13 protein-coding genes are annotated in these 26978 nt (G+C 69.8%); 2 read left to right on the top strand and 11 right to left on the bottom strand.

Annotated features, from left to right (window positions below; translation table 11 throughout):
• Nucleotides 1-42 precede the first annotated feature (42 nt).
• The 4 genes from ACLKM7_RS07445 to ACLKM7_RS07430 form a co-directional block, all read right to left on the bottom strand.
• Complete coding sequence (locus tag ACLKM7_RS07445) at nucleotides 43-6135, bottom strand: Ig-like domain-containing protein (RefSeq protein ID WP_436446520.1); 6093 nt, start codon at nucleotides 6133-6135, stop codon at nucleotides 43-45.
• Nucleotides 6136-6349: 214 nt separating this feature from the next.
• On the bottom strand, nucleotides 6350-8707 hold the full coding sequence (locus tag ACLKM7_RS07440) for an ATP-binding cassette domain-containing protein (RefSeq protein ID WP_436446519.1): 2358 nt from the start codon (nucleotides 8705-8707) through the stop codon (nucleotides 6350-6352).
• 84 nt (nucleotides 8708-8791) lie between these two features.
• A complete protein-coding gene (locus ACLKM7_RS07435) occupies nucleotides 8792-11038 on the bottom strand; it encodes an LLM class flavin-dependent oxidoreductase (protein WP_436446518.1) in 2247 nt (748 codons plus the stop codon).
• 71 nt (nucleotides 11039-11109) lie between these two features.
• Complete coding sequence (locus ACLKM7_RS07430) at nucleotides 11110-11682, bottom strand: DNA-3-methyladenine glycosylase I (RefSeq protein WP_436446517.1); 573 nt, start codon at nucleotides 11680-11682, stop codon at nucleotides 11110-11112.
• 189 nt (nucleotides 11683-11871) lie between these two features.
• Here ACLKM7_RS07430 and ACLKM7_RS07425 point away from each other — a divergent pair, with 189 nt between their 5' ends.
• Nucleotides 11872-12273 (top strand): glucose-6-phosphate dehydrogenase, encoded by a 402-nt coding sequence (locus ACLKM7_RS07425; protein WP_436446516.1) that lies wholly within the window; start codon nucleotides 11872-11874, stop codon nucleotides 12271-12273.
• 191 nt (nucleotides 12274-12464) lie between these two features.
• Here the strand turns inward: ACLKM7_RS07425 and ACLKM7_RS07420 are convergent, their stop codons facing one another.
• From ACLKM7_RS07420 to ACLKM7_RS07410, 3 genes are all read right to left on the bottom strand, one after another.
• Complete coding sequence (locus ACLKM7_RS07420) at nucleotides 12465-14585, bottom strand: acyl-CoA dehydrogenase family protein (RefSeq protein WP_436446515.1); 2121 nt, start codon at nucleotides 14583-14585, stop codon at nucleotides 12465-12467.
• Between the two features lie 156 nt (nucleotides 14586-14741).
• Nucleotides 14742-16175 (bottom strand): MinD/ParA family ATP-binding protein, encoded by a 1434-nt coding sequence (locus tag ACLKM7_RS07415; RefSeq protein WP_436446514.1) that lies wholly within the window; start codon nucleotides 16173-16175, stop codon nucleotides 14742-14744.
• A gap of 169 nt (nucleotides 16176-16344) precedes the next feature.
• Nucleotides 16345-18024, bottom strand: coding sequence for a formate--tetrahydrofolate ligase (locus ACLKM7_RS07410; RefSeq protein ID WP_436446513.1), 1680 nt, complete (start codon nucleotides 18022-18024; stop codon nucleotides 16345-16347).
• A 154-nt stretch (nucleotides 18025-18178) separates the two neighbouring features.
• Here ACLKM7_RS07410 and ACLKM7_RS07405 point away from each other — a divergent pair, with 154 nt between their 5' ends.
• Nucleotides 18179-19456: a GNAT family N-acetyltransferase gene (locus ACLKM7_RS07405; protein WP_436446512.1), complete on the top strand. Its 1278-nt coding sequence runs from the start codon at nucleotides 18179-18181 to the stop codon at nucleotides 19454-19456.
• A gap of 17 nt (nucleotides 19457-19473) precedes the next feature.
• On the opposite strand, the gene ACLKM7_RS07400 is transcribed toward ACLKM7_RS07405, so the two are convergent.
• From ACLKM7_RS07400 to ACLKM7_RS07385, 4 genes are read right to left on the bottom strand one after another with little or no spacing between them, the layout of a single operon-like run.
• Nucleotides 19474-20913, bottom strand: coding sequence for an arabinose isomerase (locus tag ACLKM7_RS07400; RefSeq protein WP_436446511.1), 1440 nt, complete (start codon nucleotides 20911-20913; stop codon nucleotides 19474-19476).
• 21 nt (nucleotides 20914-20934) lie between these two features.
• Nucleotides 20935-21945 carry a LacI family DNA-binding transcriptional regulator gene (locus tag ACLKM7_RS07395; RefSeq protein ID WP_436446510.1) on the bottom strand — a complete coding sequence of 337 codons (1011 nt, stop codon included), beginning with the start codon at nucleotides 21943-21945 and terminating at the stop codon, nucleotides 20935-20937.
• Nucleotides 21942-22985, bottom strand: a complete 1044-nt coding sequence (locus ACLKM7_RS07390) for an NAD(P)-dependent alcohol dehydrogenase (protein ID WP_436446509.1) — start codon at nucleotides 22983-22985, stop codon at nucleotides 21942-21944. Before ACLKM7_RS07390 ends, ACLKM7_RS07395 begins: the two co-directional genes overlap by 4 nt.
• Nucleotides 22982-26947 (bottom strand): hypothetical protein, encoded by a 3966-nt coding sequence (locus ACLKM7_RS07385; RefSeq protein WP_436446508.1) that lies wholly within the window; start codon nucleotides 26945-26947, stop codon nucleotides 22982-22984. The genes ACLKM7_RS07390 and ACLKM7_RS07385 overlap by 4 nt, the downstream gene beginning before the upstream one ends.
• Nucleotides 26948-26978 lie beyond the last annotated feature (31 nt).

The following is a 26978-nucleotide window of genomic DNA, read 5'->3' as shown; positions in this document are numbered from 1 at the left end:
TGGGGACAAACACCCATGGTCACGTCCGCACCCCGCGCCGCGCTAGTACCAGGTGAGGGGCGCCGAACTGCCGGGCGTCCCGCCTTGGATGTCGATCCAGACCTGGTACCCCGGATTTCCGAAGAAGCAGGTCAGGTCGACCCGCCCGTCGGCGGGGATGTAGGCGTTCCGCCAGGTCCCAGGGCCGTCCTGGGGCTCGTTGTCGTTGCATCGGACCTGATAGTCGCCCGCAGCGAAGTTCGTGACATCCACCGAGATCCTTGCGCATGACGAGTGCTCGCACTGACCAGGCCAGTAGCCGGACACGCCCTTCACCGTCGTCGCGGTCGGCTGCGGCCGCGGCATCGTCGTGGCCGAGGCGGTGGCAACCGCGGACCATTGGCTCTCGGTGTCCATCGCCTTGACCTGGATGCTGCTGGTCGTGCTGTAGCCGAGGCTCCGTGATTCGCTGCCGGTCCGGCCGACGTTCTTCCAGCCTTCGCCGTTGATGTTTACCTGCATCACCTGGATCGTGCGTCCGTTGTCGGCGGGTGCGGACCACGAGTACGTGACCGTCGTGCCGTTGGCCGTCGCGCTCGCCCCCGGCGTGTTGACGGGGCCGTATGGCCGCACGCTGTTGGATGCCGCCGACGGCTCGCCGGAGTAGTTGTACCCGTCGTCGAACGACGTGCTCGCGGACCTGACGCTCGCCCGCAGCCGCACGGTGTAGTCGGTCGACGTCGACAGGCCGGTGATCTTCCCACCGGCCTGCAAGCCGGTCCAGGTTCCGCCGTTCAGCGAGTACTCGTAGGTCATCTCGGACTGGTCCGTGCCGTTGCCGGGAGCGTTCGTGTAGGTCACGACCACCGAGTTGTCGGGGTCAGGCGTGCTGAGCGTGACGTTCGTCGGCGAGCCCGGAACTCCCACGGCGCGGATCGGCGCGGATGCCGCACCCCAATCGCCCCAGCCCGCCTTGTTGTTCGCCCGGACCTTAAACGCGTAGTTCGTCGTCGAGTTCGGCACGTTGATCACCTGACGGGTGGCGCTGCCACTCACGTCGATCGTGTTCGTGACCGCTCCGCCGTGCAGCACCTGAACCTGGTACGCCGAAATAGGATCGCCGTTGCTCGCGGGCGGGCTCCACACGACCTCGAGCTGCGACTGGTCGCCGACAGGGTCGAGACGGTTCATCGTGGGGGCGGCCGGCGCATCGGGCGCCTTCGCAGGGATCTGGCCGAGCGACCACGCACTCCAGCTCGACGGCTCGGGCGCCCGGTTCACCGCCTGCACCTGCACCTGGTACGAGACGCCGTTCTCGAGCCCTTCCCACACGAGGCTGTTGCCGGTGACCTGGGTCTTCAGCGACACGCCCGACGGCGGTGCCGGCGAGATCTGCAGGTTGAAGGACTCCACCGGAGAGCCGGGGGTCGGCGGGGTCGCCCACGCCACCTTCAGGCTGCGGTCGCCGAACCCGAGCGTGGGCGCCTGCGGAGTGTCGGGCCGCGCGTCGGGGCGTGCCGTCGCGGACGGCGCCGACGGGTCGGAATCGCCGACGCGGTTGGTCGCGATCACCGTGAAGTTGTACTCGACGTTGTTGGTCAGCCCATCGAGCGTGCACGTCGTCGCCGGACACTTCTTGGAATACGCACCGGAGGTCGACGAGACGGTGTACCCCGTGATCTCTGCCCCGTTGTCGGCCGGGGGCGTCCACGACATCACGACTGTGCGATCCTGCACGCTCGACACCGTCGGCGTTCCGGGGGCGTCCGGCCGCCCCTGCACGGTGAGCCGGATCCGGCCTTCGACCTCGCGATCGACGTCGGCCGTGGCGTCCTGCACGCGATAGCGCACCACCATCGTGCCGAAGAAGGAGTCGTCCGGCGTCACCTCGATGCTCTCGCCCGTCACCTTCGCGGTGCCGTCACCGGTATCGACGGATGCCGTCGTGATCTTGAGCGGCTTGCCGTCACCCTCGAACGGATTGAAGTCGTTCGCGAGCACGGCGACGTTCTGCGTCTTGCCCTGGTGCGCCTCGTCGACGACGTCGTCGTTCGCGGTGGGCAGGGGCCGTGTCGACGCGGTGACGCGCACGTTCACGGAACCGTCGACCGGGTCGGTGACGCCGTCCGAGATGCGCAGTGCGATCGTCGCCGCGCTGCCCTTCGGCGTGTCGGCCGCGGCGCTCACGCGCAGTTCGCCGCTCTCGACCGCCGCCGTCATGCCGTCCGGAGATCCACCCACGATCTCGTACTGCATGCCGTCGAGGTCGTCGGGGTCGGGATCGTCCGTCAGAGCTGCCAGGTCGAGACTGCTCGCCGCTTCGCCGGGCGCGACATCCATCTGCCCGTTCGCGAACGTGGGCTGCTGGTTCTCGGGCGGCAGGACGGTGATCGGCAGGGTCAGCGTCGCCGTGCGCCCCGCGGGGTCGTCGGGGCCCGTTCCGTCCGTCACCTCGAACGTGATCGCGTCGTCTCCGAAGTAACCCGAGGCGGAGGTGTAGACGAGCGTCGCCTCGTCCTTGATGAGCGAGGCCCCGTTGCTGTGCGCCGCAGCCACCTTCGCCGCCTCGGTGACGATCACGCGGCCGCCGTCGACGGCTCGCACGTGCTTCGACAGCGGGATCTCGACGGTCTCGCCGCTGCGCACCTCGATCGGCGCCGTGGTCGTCAGCGTCGGCGGCAGCTTCAGGAGTCCCGGAACGTGGATGAAGGCGGATGCCTCGTTCCCGTCCTCGTCGGTGAGCGTGTAGTGGATCAGCTGCGAGTCGTCGCGCAGGGTGACCTGCACCGTGCCGTCGGAGCGGACGCGGGTCGCAGCATCCGTGATGGTCACGCTCAGCGCGTCGATCGTGCCGTCCGGGTCCTCGTCGTTGCCCAGCACGTCCACGTCGGCCAGGCCGTCCTCGACGTCGGCGGCGCGGACGTAGTCATCGCGCGCGATCGGCGGGAGCAGCGGCACGTCCTCGGCGACGGTGATCTGCAGCACAGCGGTGGCTCGCGCGCCGCGCTCGTCCTTGATGGAGTACTGCAGTGACGTCTCGACCGGCTGATCGGGTGAGGTCACGACGACGCGGCCCCCCTTGACCTCGGCCTCCAGGCCGTCCTCGTCGGACAGCACAAGTGCGTTCGAGACCAGGTCGATGCGGTCGCCGTCGGGGTCGGAGTCGTTGGCCATGACCGGCACGGCGACGCTGCGACCCGGGCGCATGACGACGGAGTCCTTCACGGCGTAGGGCGACTGGTTCGCCGACTCGGGCGGCGCGATGCCGACTCGGATCGTGGCGGTCGCCTCTGCGCCGAGGCGGTCGCGCACCCGATAGGTGAAACCGTCGACGCCCGCGGTGTCTCCGAACGCTTCGTACACCAGGTAGTCCGAGCCGGTCTCGACGATCCGGCCCTTCCTCGGCGGCGTTTCCACACCCACCAGTTCGACGGAGTCGCCATCGCCGTCGATGCCGTCCAGCGGCACCCCGATGCGCACACGGCTGCCACTCAGCACGCGCGACGTGATGTCGCGCGGGCGCGGAACCGCGTTGGTCTCGGCATTGACCGGCACGACCTGGATCGTGATGTAGCCCGCGTCCTTCTGGCCCGTGCTGTCGACGACCTCGTACGTGGCGTACACCGTGCCCGGCTCGTCCGACGCGCGGAAGCGGACGGTGTCCTGCGAGACGAAGATCTCACCCGACTCCGGCTCGGGGAGCGGCTCGACGAGCTGCGGCGCGACATGCATCGCATCGTTGTTCGGGTGGTAGTCGTTGTCGAGCACCGGGATCGTCACGACATCCCCCGCGCGCACCACCGCCGTGTCATCGTTCGCCACGGGCGGGCGCAGCTGGGCGGGTGCCGGCACCGGGATGACGATCACATCGGCCTCGGCCTGCTGCGACCCGTTCGAGATGCGGTAAGACACCCGCACCTGCTGCGCCAGCGCGGCCTGATCGGTGATCCGCAGCGTCTCGTGGTTGAGGACGGCGACCGCGATCCCCGCGCCCGGCTCGACTGTCACCGACTGGACGACGAGGATGCCGCCGTTCGGGTCGCTGTCGTTCTGCAGCACGTCGACCAGCACCTCGCCGCCGCTCGGCAGCAGTGCGACGTCGCGCACCGCGACCGGGGGGAGGTCGGTCTCGCCCTGTTCGACCACGTCGACGCGGACCAGGCCCGGGACCGGCTGGACACCGGCCGCGACGAGGTACTGCACGTAGTACGTCCCCGCCGTGTCGGCGCGGAACGAGAACGTCTTGTTGGGGTAGTCCGGTGCGATGGTCGCGCCGTCCACCTCGTCCACGCGCGCCAGCCGCAGCGGCTCGCGGGTCGAGCTGACGTCGTTGAGCAGCGGCGAGACCGTCGCGGTCTGCCCTGCGCGCACGACGACGTAGTCGGCGTTGGTCACCGGAACCGTCGTCCCGATCGGCTTGACGTCGAACCGCACATCGCCGATGGCGTCGTCCGTGCCGTCCGACACGACGACGGGCACGTCCTTGCGCCCCTGCGTCCCTCCGACCGCACGGAACGTCACGCGCCCGTCCGAGGTGAAGTCGGACTCGTCGCCGTCCGCCGCGACGGCCGACTTGAGGAAGACGTCGTCGCCGTCCGGGTCGTACCAGTCCGGCAACAGGTTGTACGTCACGACACCGCCGGCCTCCACGGCCACGGTCGTCACGCGCTTGGGCTTCGGGGCCTCGTTGACGTCCCACCCGTGGACCGTCAGATCGACCGTCGCGGTGTCGGAGCCGCCCCGGCCATCCGTGATCTCGTACGTGAAGCTCGCGGAGCCGGTGGCATCCTCGGGCACCGCGATCTGCAGTGCGCGCCCGTTCTCGACGGCCTGGATCTCGCCGAACGACGGCCCGTCGCCGGTCACGCGCGCGGTCAGGATGTCGCCGTCGGGGTCGCTGTCGTTGTCGAGCACCGCCAGCATCGTGGTCCGCCCGGGACGCACGCCGAAGTCGTCGTCGGTCGCCGTCGGCGGCGTGTTCACGTCGGAGCGCTCGGGCAGCGTCGTCTCGGTGGTGTCCTCCGACGTGCGCTCGTCTTCTTCGGATTCACCCTCCGGAGGGGTGATCTCCTCCCAGTTGTCGACGCGTCGCAGATCCTCGGCCGCCATCCACGTCGCTCCGCCGATGACGTCGTTGAGCACGATGACGTCGCGGTTCACGCGGAAGCGCAGGACAGACGTGGGCTCGATGCCCGCGACGTCGGTCTCGAGGTCGTCGGCGTCGCCCGCGCAATCGCGGAGGAACCTGCCGGAGCCGCTCCACACCGCATACGTGCAGCCGTCGAGGAGCACCGGCGGGGCCGCGGATCCCTCGCCTCCGGCGTCCACCGCGTTCGGCTTCGAGCCATCGAAGGGCACGGCGACGAGCTGCGAGGACGTGGAGACGGCGACGACATCGGCGGCCGCGGACGGCTGCTGAAGCGCCGTCGCACCCTTCACGGGGACTTGGCTGCCGTTCAGGTACACGGTGCCGGTGTCGGCGTCGAGCACGACCGGCTGGTCGCCCACCACCGTGATCGACGCCGCCGCGTCTTCGGGCAGGCCCTCGACGCTGCGGCGCTCCGGCTCGGCCGGCTCGCCCTCGGCGTCGGTGCGCGCGACGATGATCTCACCGCTGGCGGGGGCGACGGCGTACACCGTCCCGTCGACGCCGACTGCGGCATCCGCCCCCTTGCCGAGGTTCACGAGGGGATCGTTTCCCTGCACCTTCAGCGAGCCCGCGCTCTGCGCGGGCGCGACCCACAGGTCACCCGAGGCCGTGTCGAGCACCGCCACGGTCTGCCCGCCGAGGACCGTCTTGGCCGCGCCCGGCAGGTCGACCGGCTCGCCGAGCGCGACGTTCGCCGGATCCACGACCGCGAGCGTCGAATCCGCCTCGTCCACGACGAGCACCGTCGACCCGGACTGCAGGATGTCGTAGTCGTCGCTGACGGTGCGGAGCCCGGCGTCCAGGACCTGGGACTCGTGGTTGAAGTGGCCCACGAGCAGAGCCGACTCCTTCGTCACCCAGACCCCGCCGTCGTGCAGGTCGACTTCGGTGGTGGGAAGCCCCTCGTAGATGAACGCGAGCGTCGTGACCACGACCGCCGCGGCCGTGACCGCACCTGCGGACGCGAGCGCGCGAGGTCGGGCACGAAGCCCAGCGAACAACCTCATGAAGAAACGCCGCCTCCTCTGGGGCATCGTGCGCCGTCGCGCAGGACCGACGTGAGGCGTCCCCGACTACCCCAAGAGCCCAGGGGAACGCCTCAGCCTAACCCGTCGCGTGGTGTGCGAACGGACGGCATGCGTCCACACCGACGAGCGTAATCTGCCTGATCAGAGGCACTCCATGGGGACAATCACCCATGTGACCGCAGCGCCGGCGGGCTCAGCCCGCGACGTACTCGCGCAGGTGCTGGGCGGTCAGCGTCTCGCCGTTCGCGATGAGGTCGGCCGGGGTCCCCTCGAAGACGATCTCGCCGCCATCGTGCCCGGCTCCGGGCCCGAGGTCGATGATCCAGTCGGCGTGCGCCATGACCGCCTGATGGTGCTCGATCACGATGACGCTGTTGCCGGCTTCGACCAGGCGGTCCAGCATCCCGAGCATGTTCTGCACGTCCGCGAGGTGCAGCCCGGTCGTCGGCTCGTCGAGCACGTAGATCGCGCCCTTCTTCGCCATCGAGATCGCGAGCTTGAGCCGCTGCCGTTCGCCGCCCGAGAGGGTGTTCAGCGCCTGGCCGAGCGTGATGTAGCCGATGCCCACGTCGATCATGCGCGCGAGAGTCGTGTGCGCGGGACCTTTCGTGAAGAACACGGATGCCTCATCCGCCGACATCGCCAGGACCTCGGCGATGTTCTTGCCGTCGAGGCGGTACTCGAGCACCTCGTCGCTGAAGCCGGTGCCGTCGCACACCTCGCACAGCGTCTCGACGCTCTGCGTGAAGCCCAGGTTCGTGATGATCACGCCGAGCCCCTTGCAGGCGATGCACGCGCCGTCGGAATTCGCGCTGAACAGGCCGGGCTTGACCCCGTTCGCCTTCGCGAACGCCGAGCGGATGGTGTCGAGCAGGCCGGTGTAGGTCGCCGGACTCGACCGGCGCGAGCCCTTGATCGGTGACTGGTCGACCACGACCACGTCGTCGAAGGCCGGCACATTGCCATGGATCAGCGACGACTTGCCCGAGCCGGCGACGCCCGTGACGACGGTGAGGATGCCCAGGGGGATGTCGACGTCGACCTCGCGCAGGTTGTGCTGCGTCGCACCGCGGATCTCGAGCGCCCCCTTGGGCGCCCGCGTCGAGGGCTTGATGCGTGCACGGTCGTCGAGATGCCGGCCCGTGATCGTGCCCGAGGTCCGCAGTCCCGCCACGTCGCCGGTGTACTGGATCTCGCCACCCGCACGCCCCGCCCCGGGTCCGAGATCGACGATGTAGTCGGCGATCTCGATGACCTCGGGCTTGTGCTCGACGACCAGCACCGTGTTGCCCTTGTCGCGCAGCTGCTGCAGCAGGTCGTTCATACGCTGGATGTCGTGGGGGTGCAGACCCGCCGTCGGCTCGTCGAACACATACGTGACGTCGGTGAGCGCCGACCCCAGGTGCCGGATCATCTTGGTGCGCTGCGCCTCGCCGCCCGACAGCGTGCCGGCCCCGCGGTCGAGCGAGAGGTATCCGAGCCCGATGTCGATGAACGAGCCGATCGTCTTGCGCAAGCCGGCCATCAGTGGGGCGACGGCGGGGTCGCCGATCGTGGCGAGCCACTCGGCGAGGTCGGTGATCTGCATGGCCGCGGCATCCGCGATGCTCACGCCGTCGATCTTCGATGAACGCGCGCCTTCGTTCAGGCGCGTGCCGCCGCAGTCGGGGCATGGCATGAACTTGACGGCCCGCTCGACGAAGGCCCGGATGTGCGGTTGCAGCGAGTCGCGGTCCTTCTGCAGCATCGCCTTGGTGATCTTGGGCACGAGACCTTCGTAGGTCATGTTGATGCCCGCCATCTTGACCTTCGTCGGCTCCTTGTAGAGGAAGTCCGCGCGCTCCTGCTCGGTGTAGTCCTGAATGGGCTTGTGCGGGTCGACGAAGCCCGACTCGGTGAATCCCTTCACCATCCACCCGTCCACGTTGTACCCGGGGATGGTGAGCGCGCCCTCCGCCAGCGACTTGGTCTTGTCGTAGAGCTCGTCCAGGTCGATGTCGCTGACCTCGCCGAGACCCTCGCAGTGCGGGCACATGCCGCCGGTGATCTCGAACGTCCGGTGCTCGGGCCTGCCCTTCGCGCTGTCGCGCTCGACCGTCATCGCGCCGCTGCCCTTGACCGACGGGATGTTGAACGAGAACGCCTGGGGCGACCCGACGTGCGGCGCGCCGATGCGGCTGAACAGGATCCGCAGCATCGCGTGCGCGTCCGTCGCCGTGCCGACGGTCGAGCGCGAGTTGGAGCCCATGCGCTCCTGGTCGACGATGATCGCCGGGCTGACGTTCTCGAGACCGTCGACCTCGGGACGATTGAGCTGCCCCATGAACTGCTGCACGAACGTCGGATACGTCTCGTTGATGAGCCGCTGCGACTCGTTGGCGATCGTGGCGAAGACCAGCGAGGACTTGCCCGAGCCGCTGACGCCGGTGAAGACGCTGAGCCGCCGCTTCGGGATCTCGACCGAGACGTTCTTCAGGTTGTTCTCTCGCGCTCCGACCACCCGGATGACGGAGTGGGTGTCGGCGATATGGGGGACGGATGCCTCGGCCATGGAGTCCTCTCGACGGTGCGACCTACATTCTGCCCACCGATGAGGACATCCCGCTTCCTGAATCCTGCTCGATGCCGTCTCGGCTCAGGCGGCGTCGGCGGACTCGGCCGGCTCGATCGCGAAGTTGTCGCGGAAGACGCACGTCGGGTCGTACGCCGCCTTGATCGCGCGCAGCCGCTCCAGCGTCGCCGGCGGGAACGCCTCGGCGATGCGTTCGGGCCGCAGCGAGGAGTCGAAGCTCAGGTACATACCCGCCGTGTGCTCGGCCAGGGCACGCCACTGCGCGTCGAGCCGTGCCGGGTCCGAGCCGAGGGCCACGACGGAGAAGTTCGCCGACCGGTGGGCGTAGGCGGTGGCATCCTCGGCGACATCCGACACGGCGCCGCCGACGGCGCGCAACTGGAAGAACGGGATCGCGCCGGATGCCAGCATCGCCGCCGCCGTCTCGGCGAACGCCGGCGTGACGTGCTCGATGAGCCCCGACCGCGAGTGCGGCTCTCCCGAGCCGTGCTGCGGACCGAGATCGGCGTTCGCCATGACCTGCGCGTACGGGGTGAGCTGCACCGACTGCTGGACGAGCGGCGCGAGCTCGGCGAACGGCTGAAGACGCGCGATGATCGTGTCGGGATCGTCGGAGTCGACGAGGCCGTAGAGCTGGACGACTTGCGGCTGACCGGGCCGTGGACCGCCCGCGAGGAGGAACACCGTGAGGTCGCGGGGCGCGGACTCGACGATCGTGCCGTACCCCTCGAGGAAGGCCGCCATGTCGTCGGCCTGGAACGCGAGCTGCGCCCAGCCGACCTGACCGACCTCGTCCACCTCGAACTCGAACGACGTCACGATGCCGACGTTGGCGCCGGCTCCGCGGATCGCCCAGAACAGGTCGGCATGGGTCGTGGCATCCGTCCTCACGATCGATCCGTCGGCGAGCACGACCTCGGCCGCGCGCAGGTGGTCGATCGTCAGGCCGTGCTCGCGCGCGAGGAACCCGATGCCGCCCGCGGTCGCGAGCCCGCCGACGCCCACGCCGCCGTAGTCGCCCGACGTGAGCGCCCAGCCATGCTCACCCAGCGCCGCGGCGACCTCGGCCCATCGCGCGCCCGGACCGATGCGCACCAGCCGTCGCTCCTCGTCGAGCACCTCGATCGCGTTGAGGCGCCGCAGGTCGATCACGATGCCGCCGTCGTTGGTGCTGCGGCCGCTGATGCCGTGCCCGCCGCTGCGCACCGCGAGCGGGAGGCCCGGATGCCGCCGTGCGAATGCGAGCGCCTCGGCCACCTGGGCCGCCGTCTCGGGCTGCAGCACGATCCCCGGCGCTCCGCCGCGCATGTACGTCGCGCGGACGTCGCCGTACTCGAAGTCGCCCGGCTCGATCGCGCGCAGGCCCGCCGGCACCTCGTCGTACGCGATGCCGGGGCGCCGTGCCGACAGGGCCGCCGACGAGCGCCGCGGCGCCTGCTCCGTGCCGCGGGCCCCGCGCTCCTTCGCGACGAGCTCGCGTGTGGCGGGCGCCACCTCCTCGCCGAAGAACCGCAGCAGCCGCGGATCGTCGGCGGCGATGATGAACGTGCCGATGCCGTCTTCGCTGGCCAGCCGCGCGAGGCGCTCGGCGAACTCCGCCGGATCGGCGGCGAGCTGACCGATGTTGAGCAGCCGGCGGATCTCACGCGGGTCGCGGCCGACGGACGCCGCGGCCTCGTCGATCGCCGCATTGCCCTTCTGCAGGTCGCCGGGCTGCATGTAACCGAGCGACGGCAGCCATCCGTCGCCCTTGCGCCCCGTCAGGGCGAGCATGCGGGGCTTGTAGGCGCCGATGAGGAGCGGGATGTCGTGGGCCGGGCGCGGGCCGCGCTTGGCGCCGTGCACCCGGTGGTGAGGGCCGTCGGTGAAGACGCCGCCGCGCTGGTCGGTGCGCCACAGCTCGCGGATGAGGTCGATGGCCTCCTCCAGCGCGTTCACCGCCTGACCCGGGGTCAGACGGGTTCCGCCCATCGCCTCGATCGCGTCCCAGAAGCCGCCGGCGCCGAGGCCGAGATCGAATCGGCCGCCCGAGAGAAGGTCGAGGCTGGCCGCGGCTCGCGCCACGACGGCCGGCGGGCGCAGCGGCACGTTGAGCACGTTCGGCGAGATGCGGACGCGCTCGGTCCGGGCCGCGACGAACGACATCAGCGTCCACGTGTCGAGGAAAGCCGGCTGGTAAGGGTGGTCCTGGAAGGTGACGAGATCGAGACCGGATGCCTCGGCCAGCTGCGCCAGTTCGACCGGGGCCTGCGGGTCGGCGGCTGCCGGCGTGATGAACGCACCGAACTCGAGGGCGTGTCCGTAATCCATGTGGTTCCTCCGGCTCATGGAACCGCCGGAGCCCGGTATTCATTCCTCAGCATGGACCGAGGCGGATGGCTTCACTCCGCGCGCCAGCAACCCTGGACGTGGTCGTCGACCATGCCGGCCGACTGCATCAGGGCGTACATCGTGGTCGAGCCCACGAATCGGAAGCCGCGCTTGCGGAGTGCCTTGCTCATCGCGTCCGACTCCGCCGTGGTCGCCGGGACCTCGGCGAAGGATCGCGGCCGCCGACGCCCGGCCGGGTCGGGGGCGAACGACCACATGAACGCGTCCAGCTCCCCGGGCTCGAGCTCGAGCACGAGCCGGGCGTTGGAGATCGTGGCGAGGATCTTGGCGCGATTGCGGATGATGCCGGCATCCGTCATCAGCCGCTCGATGTCGGCCTCGCCGAACCGAGCGACGACCTCGGGGTCGAAGCCCGCGAAGACCTCACGGAACCGCGGTCGCTTGCGCAAGATCGTGATCCACGACAGCCCCGCCTGGAACCCCTCGAGGCTCATCTTCTCGAAGAGCGGCCGGTCGCCGTGCAGTGGCCGACCCCATTCCTCGTCGTGATAGCGCGCGTACTCCGGGTCGTCGCCCACCCACGCGCAGCGCGCGAGGCCATCAGTTCCGGTTCGTACGTTCACCGCGCCAGCCTACGGCCGGCCCGGGACAGGGCCTCGGCCGTCGTACGGACAGGCCGGATCCGCGTACACATACGGCGAACGAACCGGCAACGAGCGACGAACGGACCCGAGACCCGGTATCCGCAGGGCGCTCCGGTCGCTTACCGTTGAGTGTTGAGCCCATTCGGGCTTGCGCGCAGGAGGCTCCCCATGAAGATCGTCGCATCATCGGACTGGCGGGACGCCATCCCGTTCGACACGCTCGTGGTGGTGGCCGACATCGTCCCCGGCGAGCCGACACGCTGCTTCACGTGCGGGACGGACTCCGAGCCGCGTCCGCGCACCGAGCTGTGGGCGTACAAGCACCGTCACCCCAAGAATCACGACGGCTATGTCCGCTTCTACTGCGCCGAGCATCGTCCGGTGCTCCAGCGGCCCGTCGTCGCGGCATACGTCGCCCCGGGCCGTTCCGCGCGATCCTCGCGTGCGGCTGCTGAGCGCCGGCCCGCGAAGCCGACCATCCCCGAGCGCCTGCGCGCGACGTGCCCGAACTGCTTCGTCGAGGTCTCGGCGACCGGCGAATGCGGCATGTGCGGCTGGTCGGACAGCTGACGACGCTGACTCACCGCCGCACGAGCGGGAGGGTGTCGGAGGGGAGCGCGTTTCCCGACGCGATCCCCTCCTGAAAACCCTCCATCCGCGCGAAGCCCGAGCCGCGGTGCCCAGCGAGGTGCCTTCATCAGCGAAATGTTCGCGAGATCTGGACCCTGACACGGTCTCCGGCCATCGTTACCGTTCCGTGACTATCGGCTCGCGCGGTCCTTCTTCTTGAGCGACTTCTCCGAGACCGGCGCCTCGCCCGAGGCCGCGAGAGCACGGTAGTACTCGCGTGCCTCGTCCTGGCGTTCGCGCTCGGCGCCCGACGCGATCGGCGCGCGCACGTGCTCCGGCTCGAAGCCGTACGCGTCCACCAGGTCCTGCGCGTGCGGCCGCAGCCGGGACGACAGCCGGTCGATGTACCGCGAGACGGATGCCGCGCGGTGGGTCGACAGCCGCCCGTGGACGAGATACCAGGCGAGGTGCTTCTCGATCAGCTGCATGCCGAACAGATCGCGCAACCACGTCAGCACACGCTTCGTGCCCTCGTCCGAGATGCGGTGCACGCCGTCGGTGAACGCCTCCCACTGCAGCAGCTCGCCGTGGGCACGGGCCGCCTCGATGAGCTCGGCCTGGTGACTGTTGAACAGCGCAGCGGCCTCGGCCGGCGAGAGCGAGGATGCCGGGCGCAGGGCGCCCGCGACGTCGGCGACCATCTGCTGCACACGGCCGGCGAGCAGTTCGTGCTGCTGGTCCTCGCGCAGTCCGAGCTCCACCGAGCGGGCCGTCGAGCCGAAGTCGGCCACCGCCTGCCCGAGCTGGCGCAGGCCCGCACCGTGGAAGAGCTTGCCCGCGGTCTGCGCGACCGCGAAGCGTGCCAGGGCCGCGGCATCCTTCCCCTTGAACTGCTTGGCGTAGTCGGCCAGCAGCCGCTTGCCGACCAGCTGCAGCAGCACGTTGTTGTCGCCTTCGAAAGTGACATAGACGTCGAGGTCCTGGCGCAGCCCGACCATGCGGTTCTCGGCGAGGAAGCCGGCCCCGCCGCAGGCCTCGCGGGCCTCCTGGATCGTGGCCAGCGCGTTCCACGTCGACAGCGGCTTGAGGGCCGCCGCGAGCGTCTCGAGGTCCTCGCGCTCCTCGGCGGTGTCGGTGCGACCCGAGAAGACGCCGTCGAACTTGCGCAGCAGCTCGTCATGGCTGAAGAACTGAGCGTAGTTCTGGGCCAGCAGGGGCAGCAGGCGCCGCTGGTGCTTGCCGTAGTCGAGCAGCACCACCTCTTCACTGCCCGCGCCCGAGTCGAACTGACGGCGCTGGTTGGCGTAGGTCAGCGCGATGTACAGCGCCAGCGCGGTGCCGGTGGTGGCGGCGCCGTCAAGAGACACGCGCCCCTGCACGAGGGCGCCGAGCATCGTGAAGAAGCGACGGCCGGGGCTGGCGATCTCTGAGCTGTAGCTGCCGTCGGGGGCGACGTCGCCGTAGCGGTTGAGCAGGTTCTCACGGGGCACGCGGACGTGGTCGAAGTGCAGGCGCCCGTTGTCGATGCCGTTGAGGCCGCCCTTGACCCCGTCGTCCTCTCCGCCGATGCCGGGCAGGAAGTCGCCGTTCTCGTCGCGCAGCGGCACGAAGAAGCAGTGCACGCCGTAGTTGACGCCACCGGTGATCAGCTGCGCGAACACGGTCGCCGCCTTGCCGTGCAGCGCCGCGTTGCCGAGGTAGTCCTTCCACGCGCCGCGGAACGGCGTGTGAATGACGAACTCCTCGGTGTCGGGGTCGTAGGTGGCCGTCGTGCCGATGGCCGCGACATCTGATCCATGCCCCGTCTCGGTCATCGCGAATGCGCCGGGAAGACTCATGTCCATGACGCCGGGAAGCCACTTCTCGTGGTGCGTCCTGGTGCCGAGCTGGAAGATCGCCGAGCCGAAGAGGCCCCACTGGACGCCCGACTTGATCTGCAGGCTCGGGTCGGCGAGCACGAGCTCTTCGAAGCCGGCGAGGTTGGCGCCGTTGTCGTTCTGGCCGCCGTACTCCTCGGGGAACGCGCGGCGCGAGCCGCCGTGCTCCACGAGCAGGTGCAGCTGTGTCAGCACCCGCTCGCGGTGATCGGGCATGGGCTGGCCGTCGATCCGCCAGAAGGCGGGGTCCTTGATCATCTCGCGCGCGGTGCGGCGGGTCTCGCCCCATGTGCCGAGCAGCAGGTTCGTGACGGCGGCGACATCGATGCGGGGCTCGGATGCCTCCTCCGCGGTGTGCGCGGCGGTCGGGGCGCCGCCGGCGGGCGTGCGCTTGTGGACGGCGGGCTTCTTGGTGCGGACGGCGGCGTCAGCCATGTGCATCACCTTCGGGTCGCGAGAGGAAGAGTCACTGAGACGGTAGGACTTCCTACAACACAGAGGCAAGCCGGTTGGCGAGTATGCACAAAGCCCGGCGACGGCATCGGACGGGCTCGTTGTGCGGACCCGACAGCGCCATCGCCGCCCGTCGCGCTAGCGCAGGCCCGCGGCGACGGCCGCGGTGACCTCCATCCAGGCCTCGCGGCTCGCGTCGGTCAAGGCGTCGTAGTCGATCACGTCGCCGCGATCCAGCGAGACGTCGAACGGCACCGCGACGACCTGTCGCGTCAGCTCGCCCATGTGGCGCGTCAGTCGCTGCTCGAGGTCAGGATGGCTCGTGGGCGAGGGGTGGCTCATGACGGTGACGGCGTTGCGCAGCTTGGCCTCGTGGCCGTGGGCGACGAGCGTGTCGGCCATCGACGCCAGCGTGCGGGCACTGTCTTCCTTCACGATCGTCGTGAGCACGAGCACGTCCGCCGCGGCGACCGCCGACTGCCACGTGCCCGCCTTGGAGTTGTTGCCGGTGTCGACGATGATCACGCGGTACGAGCCGCTCAGCGTGTCGTGCAGAAGCCCGAAGGCCTCTTCGTCGATCACATCGCTGTCACCGTCGAGATTCTGCGAGGCGAGCACGTCGAACTTGTTGTCGCGCTGGCCGCGCACGAAGTCGATGAGGTCGGCCGAGCTGAGCTGGCCGGAGCCTTCGTTCACATGGCGCAACAGGTCGATCGCGGTGCGGTCGTGCGACGGCGCGGTCAGTGAACGGATGCCGAGAGTGCCCTTGTACTCGTTGTTGTCCCACGCGAGCACGCTGCCGCCACGCACCCGCCCGAGCGTCGCGCCGAGCAGATACGTGGTCGTGGTCTTGCCGACGCCGCCCTTCTCGCCGATCACCGCGATGGTCTTGCGACCGGTGAACGCCCGCTGGATGGTGTCGTGACGATCGCGCTTGGCCTGCTCCTTCTTGCCCGGCGCCAGGCGGAAGCCGATCTTGTTGAATCCGCCGCGCACGCCCTCGGTGGCAAGAATCCGCGTGGGCGTCTGGGCCGACTCGGCGAAGTCGCGCGCGGTCAGCAGCCGCGCGTCGCGCCGTGTGAAGGACTGCTCATCGGATGCCGCGGCCGGCGCCGCTGGCGAAGTCGCGGGTTCGCTCGGCAACGCCGCTGCCGGCGCTGCCGTGGGCGCTGCGGTGGGCACCGCGGTCGTCGGTACCACCGGTATCGAAGTCGTCGTGGCGGGTGCCGCCGTCGCGGGCTGCGTGGTCACCGGCGGCGCGGTCACCGACGGCGCGGCCGGCTGGGGCGCGGTGGCGCCGAGGTCGTCCGCCTCGATGCCCTCCTCGACCGATCCGTCCGGCGCGACGATCAGCGCACTGACGCCTTCGCTGCCGCTGGCCGCGACCCGCACGGGGCGTCCGTGCTGCTGAGCCACCTCGACGACCAGCGCGAGAACCGCCTCCCGGGCTCCGGCCGCATCGCGGGCGTTCACGGTGCGCATGCTGCCGTCGACGGTGACCGATCCGGTGCCGTCGTCGTTGGTCACGACCGAGATGCGCGGTCGATCGGGGATGGGGGCGTGTTCGTCCACACGGGCTCCTTGGCTGATGTCGATGGGGGCGGATGTCGTCGCAGCGAGGGCGCCTGCATGGCGCGAGCAGATGGCGCTTCAGACGAAGCCGACGTTCCACCGTACCCGGGCGCCCGCATGACGAGCATCCCGCCCAGCCTCGGACGGGCGGAGCATTCGCATCGCGGACTCAGAAGAGCCCGACGATCCGCCCGTCCTCGGTGACGTCGATCGTGTTCGCCGCGGGGACCGCGGGCAGCCCGGGCATCGTCATGATGTCGCCGCAGACCATCACGATGAAGCGCGCTCCCGCCGCCAGACGCACCTCGCGGATGTCGACGGAATGCCCGGTGGGCGCCCCGCGCAACTTCGCATCGGTCGAGAACGAGTACTGCGTCTTCGCGACGCAGACCGGATACGCGCCGTAGCCGTCCTCCTGCAGGCGGCGGATCTGCGCGCGCACCGCCGTCGAGGCGGTGATTGCGGATGCCCCGTAGACACGCGTCGCGATCGCGCTCATCTTCTGCCACAGGCCCGCTTCGTCGGGGTAGGTGAATCGCAGCTCGCGCTCCACCGGCTCGGCGCACAGCCGCACGACCTCACGGGCGAGGTCTTCGGCGCCGGCACCGCCGTCCGCGAAGTGCTTCGCCACCACGGCGCGGGCCCCCGCGGCCTCGACCGCTCCGATGAGGGCCGCGATCTCGGCATCCGTGTCTTCGGCTCGATGATTGATCGCGACCACCGCGGGGATGCCCCACGTCTCGCGGACGGTCGCGAGGTGCCGCTCGAGGTTGACGATGCCTCGGGTGACGGCGCCGACATCTTCGCTCGCGAGGTCGGCGACCTCGACGCCGCCGTGATACTTCACCGCGCGCACGGTCGCCACGATGACCGCGACGTCGGGGCGCAGGCCGGTCGAGCGGCACAGGATGTCGACGAACTTCTCGGCGCCGAGGTCCGCACCGAACCCCGCTTCCGTCACGACATAGTCGGCCAGCCGCAGCGCCGAGTCGGTCGCGATGAAGGAGTTGCAGCCGTGAGCGATGTTGGCGAACGGGCCGCCGTGCACGAACGCCGGCGTGTGCTCGAGCGTCTGGACGAGGTTGGGCGCGAGCGCGTCGCGCAGGATCGCGGCCATCGCACCGTGCGCGTGCAGATCACGCGCCCGCACCGGGGCACGGTCGCGCGTGTAGGCGACGACGATCTCGCCGAGACGGTTCTTGAGGTCTTCGAGGCTCGAAGCGAGGCAGAAGATCGCCATGACCTCGCTGGCGACCACGATGTCGAAGCCGCCCTCGCGCGGGTAGCCGTTGCCCGGCCCGCCGAGGCCGATCACGGTGTCGCGCAGTGCCCGGTCGTTGACGTCGAGCACACGCCGCCACGTCACGCGGCGCACGTCGATGCCGAGGTCGTTGCCGTGGTGGATGTGGTTGTCGATGAGCGCGGCCAGCAGGTTCGTCGCCACCGCGATCGCCGCGAAGTCCCCGGTGAAGTGCAGGTTGATGTCTTCCATCGGCACGACCTGGGCGTAGCCGCCGCCGGCGGCGCCGCCCTTCATGCCGAACACCGGGCCGAGCGCAGGCTCCCGCAGGCAGATCATGGCGCGCTCGCCGATGCGGTTGAGCGCGTCGCCGAGTCCGACGGTCGTGGTCGTCTTGCCCTCGCCGGCGGGCGTGGGCGAGATCGCCGTCATGAGCACGAGCCGGCCCCGCGGCCGATCGCGCAATGCGGCCAGGTGCGAGAGGGCGACCTTGGCCTTGTGACGCCCGTACGGCTCGAGAGCCTCCTCGGGGATGCCGAGTTCTTCGGCGATCCGGGTGATCGGCCAGAGTTCGGCCTGCTGTGCGATCTCGATGTTGCTCGTGGCCACGCTCGCTCCTCGCTTCCGGGCATCGTCGCCCGCCGCGACCCAGCCTAGGCAACGGCGTGCTCGCGCTGCGGAAAGCGGCACGCGCGCCCGATTCGATCGGCCGCGATCGCCGATTGCGACCACGCGTGTCGGCGCGGGCGAGCACACTGGAGCGATGAGCGCCATCCCTCACGTGAAGCTGGAGCCGTGGGGCGTCGACGATCTGTTCCTCCTCGAGGCCGCGAACACTCCCGAGATGACCGCGCACCTCGGCGGCCCCGAGACGCCGGAGCAGCTGAGCGCACGCCATGAGAAGTACCTCCGGTGGCGCGAGTCCGGCGACGCGGTCATGTATCGCATCGAGGCTGACGGCGATCCGGTGGGCGGAATCGGCTATTGGAAGGCCGAGCACGACGGCACACCGGCGTGGGAGACCGGGTGGAACGTGCTGCCGGGGTGGCAGGGGCGCGGGATCGCGCGGAAGGCGCTGCGCCTCCTGATCGGGGAGGTGGCCGCCCGGGGCGACCGTTCACTCCTGGTCGCTTACCCCGGGGTCGACAACCCGGCGTCCAACGCGCTGTGCCGTGGTGCGGGCTTCGAGCATGGCGGGTCGCTGACCGAGCCGTGGCGTGGGGCCGAGCTCACCTTCAACATCTGGGTGCTCGACATGTCGCCGCTCGATCTCGCCGGTCGGCAGCCGGACGTCGACGAGCAGTTCGAGGGCGACCGGCTCGACGAGGCGCGCTGGTGGCCGTTCTACACGCCGCATTGGTCGGCGCGGGATGCCTCGGCCGCGCGTTGGTCGATCGGCCCGGGTGGCCTCGAGCTGCGGATCGACGCCGACACCGAACCGTGGGCGCCGGACCTTGACGGACAGGTGCGCGTCTCGCACCTGCAGACGGGACAGCACTCCGGCCCTGTCGGCAGCGAACTCGGACAGCATCGATTCCGGACCGGTCTGCGCGTGCGCGAGGAGCAGCCCGAGCACCGGGGCTGGCTGGTGCACCACGGCGTCATCGAGGTGAGGATGGCCGCGGTGCGGCATCCCGACGTCATGGTGGCGTTCTGGCCGATCGGGTTCGAAGAACAGCCCGCCGACTGCGGCGAGCTCTGCGTCGCCGAGATCTTCGGTCATGAGATCGGCGAGCACGGCGGACTCGTCGGCGTCGGCGTCAAGGCCCAGAACGACCCTCGCCTGCGCACCGACTTCGAGAAGATCCGGGTCGAGGGCGACCTCACCGACTTCCACGATTACGCGGTGGAGTGGACGCGGGACCGGGTGCGCTTCTTCGTCGACGGGCGCTGGGTCAAGACCGTGGCGCAGCGCATCGACTGCCCCGTGCAGCTCATGCTCGACGTGTACGAGTTCCCGCGTGCCGACGGCACCCGCGACACCGCGGCACTGCCTCACGTGCTGCGAGTGGCTCACGTCCGCAGCTACCGCACGCGCTGACCTGCACCGCCGGGCCGTCAGACCTCGCGGTACTCGATCCCCAAGAGGCTCGCAGCCGCGCGATAGTCGGCGGCGCGATGCCCGATCGACAGGGACCAATGGTGGCCCACACCCGTGCCCGACCAGTCATCGACCCACTCGCCAGGATCGCGTCCGAACTGCACGCGGCTGGTGGTGTTGCCGATCTCGAGCAGCGGTCCGGGTACCACCGTTCCCTCGGAGGCGACGAACGCCAGCGCACCGTCGGCGTCCTGGGCGAGTCCGAGCAGCGTGACGGGTCCGTGGCGGACGTCGAACTCGACCGAGACACCCCACCCGCGTTTGCCGTGATAGACACCGAGCCCGCGTAGCAGCGGGTCCCGGCTCGAGACCGCCAGATGCGCGGGACCGTCGTGACCCATCTCGACGACGTCGTCTTCGAAGTTCAGCGCCTGGATCTCGCAGAACGAGCCGCCGGCACCGACGACCTGGGTCACGAGCTGGGCAACCGTCGTCCTCAGCTCGTACTCACCGGTCGCGGGAATCCCCCGGCCGGTGAGGAGTGAGGCGCCGAGGATCATGCCGGCGCCCAGGCGCTCGTGCTGCTCCCCGTCGAGGCCGCGGTGGTAATACGCGAGCGTGTCGAGGTCGAAGTCCTCGACCAGCCGGTCGAGCCCGACGGACACCCGCGCACCCCACTCGAAGTCCTCGTCCACCACCGAGTCGTCCACTGTGAACAGCTCCCGAGCCGAATCGACGCGCTCCCGCGCCTCCTGGTCGGTCACCTTCTCGACGCGGACCCGAAGGTCGTCGAACTCCAGCACCTCGACGTGCGATCCGAAGGTCACCGGCAGGAGCGTCAGGTCCGTGGAGACGTCGAGCATTCCGGGGTACAGGTGGCCCATGAGGCCATGTCGTGCATGGCGCAGCGCCGCACGGACATGCGCAGCCTGGATCCACCGCTCGATACGTCGCCACGCCGCATCCTGGCGCAGGTATCCCGTCACCGAACGGAACGGGATGCCGGCACGGCGGAAGACATTCCCGACTTCGGGAACCGGACACTGCCCGCAATACGCGAGCCACGCGCCGGTATCGAACGAGGCATGATCCATGCGCTCGCTCGGCTGGAGGTCGATGACGAGCACTGGAGTTCCTGAACGCTGCGCGATCGGAAGCACCATCGACGAGGTCAGGTACGTCGTCAGAAACAGCACGATCAGGTCGCAATCGGCCTGCCGGAGCAGCTCGGCGGCCCGCGCGCCCTCCTGTGCGTCGGAGACGAATCCTGCGTCGACCACCTCGGCATCCATGCTCTGAAAACGATCGGACACGTAGCGGGCCGATTCCTGAAGCTGCGGGAGCAGACCGGGAAACTGCGGCCAGTATGTGCCGAGACCGCCGGCGACGAGGCCGATTCTGGTCTTGCGCCGCACCTTCGGTGCCAGGAGCGGGTGAGCAGAGGAATCCGGGGACATGAGGCTCCTGTTGGTGCGGGGTCAGCGCGAGGTGGACTCGCGGATGACGAGGTGCGGCTGGAACGTGGTGGCGGAATGCTGGTGGGCGGCGCCCTCGCGAAGCTCGGCGAGCAGTTTGGCCACCGCCACCTCACCCATCTCGTGCTTGGGCTGGCCGACGGTGGTCAGGCGGCGCGCCTCGTCGTTTCCGAACGCGAGGTCGCCGTAGCCGACGACAGCGGCGTCGTCGGGGACGATGAGCCCGGAGTCGGCGAGCCCGCGCATGACGCCGATGGCGAGCTGGTCGTTCGTGCAGAAGATCCGCCGAGGCGCGCCGGTCTCTGCGATCCGCCGTCCTGCGGCGATCCCCGTCTCGACGGTCATCTCCGCCACCTCGAGCTCGACGAGCGAGTCAGGTTCGATTCCGGCGCGCGAGAGGGCGAGCCGCGCACCGGCGCGCCGGTCCTCGCATTGAACGATCGTGCGACTGCCGTTCACGATGACGACTCCCTCTCCCGCGATGGCCAGCAGGTGGGTGACGGCGATATCGCCACCGTGGACGTCATCAATCGCGACGGAGCACGCCTCGGCCTCGTCCACCCGACGGTCGACGGCGATCAGGTGGGCGCCGACCATCCGCAACTGGGAGAGGCGAGACCAGTCCGCGGTGATCGGCACGACCAGCGCTCCCGCCGCCCGCTGCTCGGCGAGCATGTCGAAATGGCGCTGCTCACGGGCCGGATCCTCGTGACTGACGCACAGGGCGACGGCATAGCGCTCTCGATCGGCCGCCTCCACCACCGCATCGACGATCGCCGCGTAGAACGGGTTGACGATGTCGGGGATGACGAGCCCGAGCATGCGATTGGTGCCCTTGCGCAGGGCCGCGGCCGCACGGTTGGGCACGAAGTCGAGCTCGTCGATCGCCGCCAGCACACGCTCCTGCGTGGCAGGGGCGACCAGATGCGGTCGATTCAGCACATTCGAGACCGTCGCGGTCGAGACGCCGGCGAGCCGAGCGACCGCAGCGAGACCGAGATCCTGTCCGTTCATGCCGACACTGCTCCGTGGGAGGGCAGCCCTTGTGGGTAGACGACCGCCTTCAGCGAGTCGGGGACCTGCGATGCGAGAGTCAGTGCCTGCTCCGTGTCGTCGAGGGAGAACCGATGCGTGACGATCGCCGACACATCCACACGACCCGACGAGACCAGCGCGATCGCGGTCGGCCACGTGTGCGCGTATCGATTGACCAGGGCGAGCGAGATCTCTTTGACATTCAACCGCGACAGCGGCAGTGAGACATCCTGCTTCGGCATCCCGACCATCGCGGCTCGCCCGGCGTTGCGTAGGCGCCAGAGCCCCTGCGCGAGCACTCCGGGTGCGCCCGAGCACTCCAGCAGGACGTCGACGTCCTCGTGCCCCGGCCCTTCGTCCACCGACCCGCTGCGCTCGACCTCGAAGCCGAGCCCGCGTGCCTTGTCGAGCCGGAAATCCGACACATCGCTGACCACCACCGAGGACGCACCTTCGGCGCGCGCGACCTGAGCGGCGAGGATGCCGACGGGTCCTGCGCCGGAGACGAGCACCCGGTCACCGGCCTGCAGACCCGCTCGCCGGCATGCCCAGATTCCGACCGAGAGCGGCTCGCACAGCGCCGCCTCCTCGAAGGACATGCCCTCGGGAATGACGAACAGATTCCGCTCGTCGAAGGCCACACGCTGCACGAGCGCGCCGTCGTAGGGCGGCGTCGCGAGGAACTCCAGACGAGCGCAGAGGTGATACCGGCCAGCGGAGCAGTCCTCGCAGTCCCGGCACGGTCTCCCGGGCTCTATCGCCACTCGATCCCCCACGCCGACTCGTGTGACGGCTTCTCCGACCGAGACCACTCGTCCCGACACCTCGTGCCCGAGGATCAGAGGCCCGTCGACGACCCAGTCGCCGATCCTGCCGTGTGTGAAGTACGCCGTGTCGGACCCGCAGACTCCGACGGCTTCGATGGCCACGACGGCATCGCGCGGTCCCGGGAGCGGCTCGGGCGCATCGCGGATCTCGATCCGGCCGAGGCCGGGCATGACGGCTGCACGATTGCTCATCTGGTTCCTCCCTGGGCGACGGTGGTGTCGCTCATGATCTTCCCGTCCCTCACCTCGATACACACCGGACCGAACAGGCCCTGGACGGTCTGGCCCGCCATCACGGCGGACGTCGGCGAAGCCGCGTCGAGGTAGGGAGCGAGCGTGCCCCGCACGGTGACCCTGAGCGCATGCTCACGCCCGTCCGCGACCGCATCGGTGATGTCCACTCGCCACGGGCCGGCGAACAGGCTCGCCACGCGGACGCCGTCGATCGCGATCTCGGCAGTGCCGCGCAGCGCTCCGAGGTCGAGGATGGCTCGGCCGCCTGCCGGCACGTCGGCTCGGATCGGCCTTTCGTAGTGCACCGCGCCCCCGAGGTTTCCCAGCCCGAGCGCCGACCACTCGACGAGCTCCGCGTCCGCCGCATCGCATTCCACGGTCAGGGGCCCGTCGAGCAGCGCTCCTCCTCGTCGACCGTCGGTCGGATGGAAGAGCAGGGTCAGCCGGGTGCCCGCCGTTGCGGGCGACGCCAGCTCGACGCGTGTGCCGGTCACCGACACACCACCCTCCACGAGCTCGAACGGAACATCCGTGGGCACGTCGATCGAGACGGCGCCGAGCGGCACGTCGACGGCGAGGAGTTCGGTGCGCCCTTCGTCGGGCGCGAGGTCGGGCACGAGCGCCACGACACTGGCGTGCGCACCCTCCGGCTCGAGCCACGTCGCACGCTGAAGCGGATGCGGCCGCGCGACGAGGCATCCGTAGCGGGGATCCTCGAACTGCTGCAGTCGCTGTCGGGCCGCCACCGGGGCCCCGTCGCGCGCGACACTCCAGCCCCGGTCGGTGCGCACCCCGAGCCCGCCCTCCGCGCGGGGGACCGAGTCGAGCCGTACGGCCACTTCCCGGCCGACGTCCGTGCAGCGCACCTCGATCAGGTTCGCGCCCGGGCGAAGCACGTCGCGCAGGTCGTACGGGTGCACTCGCGTGAACCGTCGCGCGGCGTAAGGATCGAAGTCGCTCTGCCTGCCGATCTCGACACCGTTGACCACGAGCACGGAGGGCGCCTCTGTGCTCAGCTGCACGCGAGCGTCGCGGACGTCGGCGGGCACGTCTACCTCGGTCGCGAAGACAACGGTGGTGGCGCGAGCCGGCCGATCGGCTGCTTCGATCCACTCGGGGCGGGCGAATCTCTCCGGCTCGGTGGTGAGAGCGAAGAACGCACGCAGATCGCCGTCCTCGGCCGCGAGGAAGTCGATCTCCAGAAGGCCCGTCCTGCCTGTCGCCAATGGACTCAGCGTGAGGTAGCCCGGTTCTCCGGTCTCCAGCAGCTCGCCGTCGAACCGGACGGAGCGCGCGGCGTTGGCGCCGACGGCGAGCCTGACCCGATCATCGTCTGGAACGGCGATCGTCGTCCTCAGGCGACGGCGCGCTCCGGCGACGACTCCGCGGACGAGCACGAACTCCTCGGGCACGTACCCGTTGGGTCCGAGACTGGCGTCGTGGATCGGATCGTTCCGGATGCCTCGTGACAGCGACCACTCGACCGGCCTCCAGTCATCGTCATCCGCCGCGACCTCGGCGAAGTCGCCGAACGTCGCGATCGCCGGGCGCAGCTCATCGGGGCGCGCATCCGCGCTGCCGTGATGGAGCTGCCACACCTGCACCGGCACGATGCCGGTCTTGTCCGGGGCATCCAGATCGCCCCAGCGATTGTCCAGAGTCGACTCGGGGCGAAGCGACCACGGGCCCTCGAGCGTCTCGCGTGAGACGATCCCGCCCAGCGCCGCAGCGGTCGCGGCGGGGAGGTCGGCGCCGAAGACGATGATGGACGCCGTCCCGGGGAAGTCGCACGAGACCTCGGCGACCCCGGCAGTGTGCGAATGGACAGCTAGCTCGCACCGGTCGCCCGTGCGCGGATCCCACAGCTGGGCCTGCAGCGCCTCTACACCGGCTCCCCGCAGCTGCACGGTCAGTCGCCGACCCGTCGGGGGAACGAAGCGATACCCCTCGTTGCCGAGCCGCTCCCAGTAGGTGGGCCAGTCGAAGTCGCCCGACGACCACGGGTCGTCGAACCCGTCGAGCATCGGCTGAACCGTCCCGGTGAGCTCGTCATGGGCGAAGGCGGCGATCAGGTGCGTGGAGCCGACGCGACGGTGGACCACGGGCGCGTCGGCGGTGGCCGCGACCGCCGACGGTTCGAGGTGGTCCGCGACGTGCTCCGGCTCGGCGACGAGGGCGACCCGGCCGCCGGCCACGGCAGCCGCGAAGCGGGCTGCGGCATCGCCGTCGGATCCGTCCGCGTCCACCACCCGGCCCGGCGTCCTGCCGACGCAGACGATCGTCCCGCCGGCTTCGGCCAGATCGGCGAGGAGACCGGCCACGCGGGCGGGAAGGACATCGATCGCGGGAAGCACCACGTTGCGGTAGCTCTCACCGGCGACCACGAGCTCACCGTCGCGGACCTCGGCTTCCTGAAGAGACGCGGACCCGAGGATGTCGTAGTCGATTCCGGCACGTTCGAGTGCACCTCGCCGCTCAGCGAACCAGGGAGTGAGTCCGTTCAGCCGGAGGTAGGTCGTCTGCGCATGCTCGGCGCCGAGGTCGCGTCCGTCGGCCGTCAGCTTCATCTGGACTGTCTCAGTGGGGTACAGGAGCACCGTCGACGCGACGTGGTCGCCCGCCGTCAGCACCGAGCACAGCCGCATCACCGCTTCGGCGAAGCCGTGGTAGTCGGGCCAGTATGGCTGACGCCAGCAGGTCGAGGGCGGTGCCCACTCGAACCAGCCCGCGCGCGTCGAATAGTAGACCGCGTGCGGGTCATACAGATTGGCACCACGACGGAGGAACGGCGCCAGCCAGTCGTAGGTCTCCTCGAGAGTCCCGCCCCAGCCCGACGAGTGGAAGGCTTCGATCCAGACCCTCTCGTGGCCGTGCGCGTGAGCGAGCGAGGAGTGGACCTTCGCATCGCCCCAGTGATCGTTGCCGGGGATGGCGTAGCCGGAGTGCGTGTCGAGATAGTCCGCGTAGTGTTCGACGGCGCCGATCGGCATGCCCTCCCGCGCGGGGCTCTGCTGGTCGAACCCACACGGCAGACCGGCGCGTCGTAGCCACGCGCTCAGGGGATCGAAGAACGCCTCCCGCGCGAACCGCGCACGGGCCCGGTGGTAGTGCAGGCGCGCAAGATCCGCGTCCACGGGTGCATCGGCTGGAAGGCCGTCGCCCCACAGCGCGGGGAGAACGGACTCGAGGTCGTAGCCGAATGCGGCGCGGAAGCGCGGCGCGAAGTCGACGGACCAGGTCGGAACGTCGGGCAGCTCGTCCTGGAAGACACCGCCGATGCCTCGTCCGAACTGGCCTCCCACCCGCCGCTCGTACTCGCCGTAGACGGTGTCGATCAGCGCGGCGCAGGCCGACGCCGAGAAGTAATCGAATCCCCGGGCGACGGCGTAACACAGCACGAGGTCGCCCTCCGCCGCGCCGCAGCGCGCGATCCCCCGGTCGAGCGGCACCGGCACGGCCGCCTCGCCGTTGATCGCGATCCACGCGCTGATGGGCTCAGCGCCAGGGGGAGCGGTGAGCTCGGCTCCCGGACGGGCGTCGACGCGAAGGTGGGCGATCGAACGGCCGGCATGACGAGGCTCATCCGCGACGATCCTCCCCTGGAGATTTGCACCCGAGAATCCGATCTGGTCGTACAGCCAGATCTGGAACCCGAGCTGCTCCGCGTCGGCGGCGACCGACGTGAAGATGTCCCACCACTCCTCCGACATGAAGGGCGGATCGTCGGCGAGCGCGCCGTAGAGCGGACCGGTCGGCGCGAGATTCATGACGACGGCCTGCCACACGCCCTGCTCGATCAGCTTGCCCATCTGCCACCGCAGACGCTCGCGATCGAGGCGCTCACCGCTCCACCACCACAACGGCAGCGGGCCGTAACGCACGGAGGGCCGTTCGAAGCGGTCCACGAGTTCGGTCGACATCAAGATCCTTGATCGGGGCGGGGTGCGGTGG

Origin of the sequence: Microbacterium sp. I2, assembly GCF_051364985.1 — a bacterium.
Lineage (GTDB): Bacteria > Actinomycetota > Actinomycetes > Actinomycetales > Microbacteriaceae > Microbacterium.
Note: the sequence above shows the minus strand (reverse complement) of the source record. Positions and strands in the feature narration are given on the sequence as shown.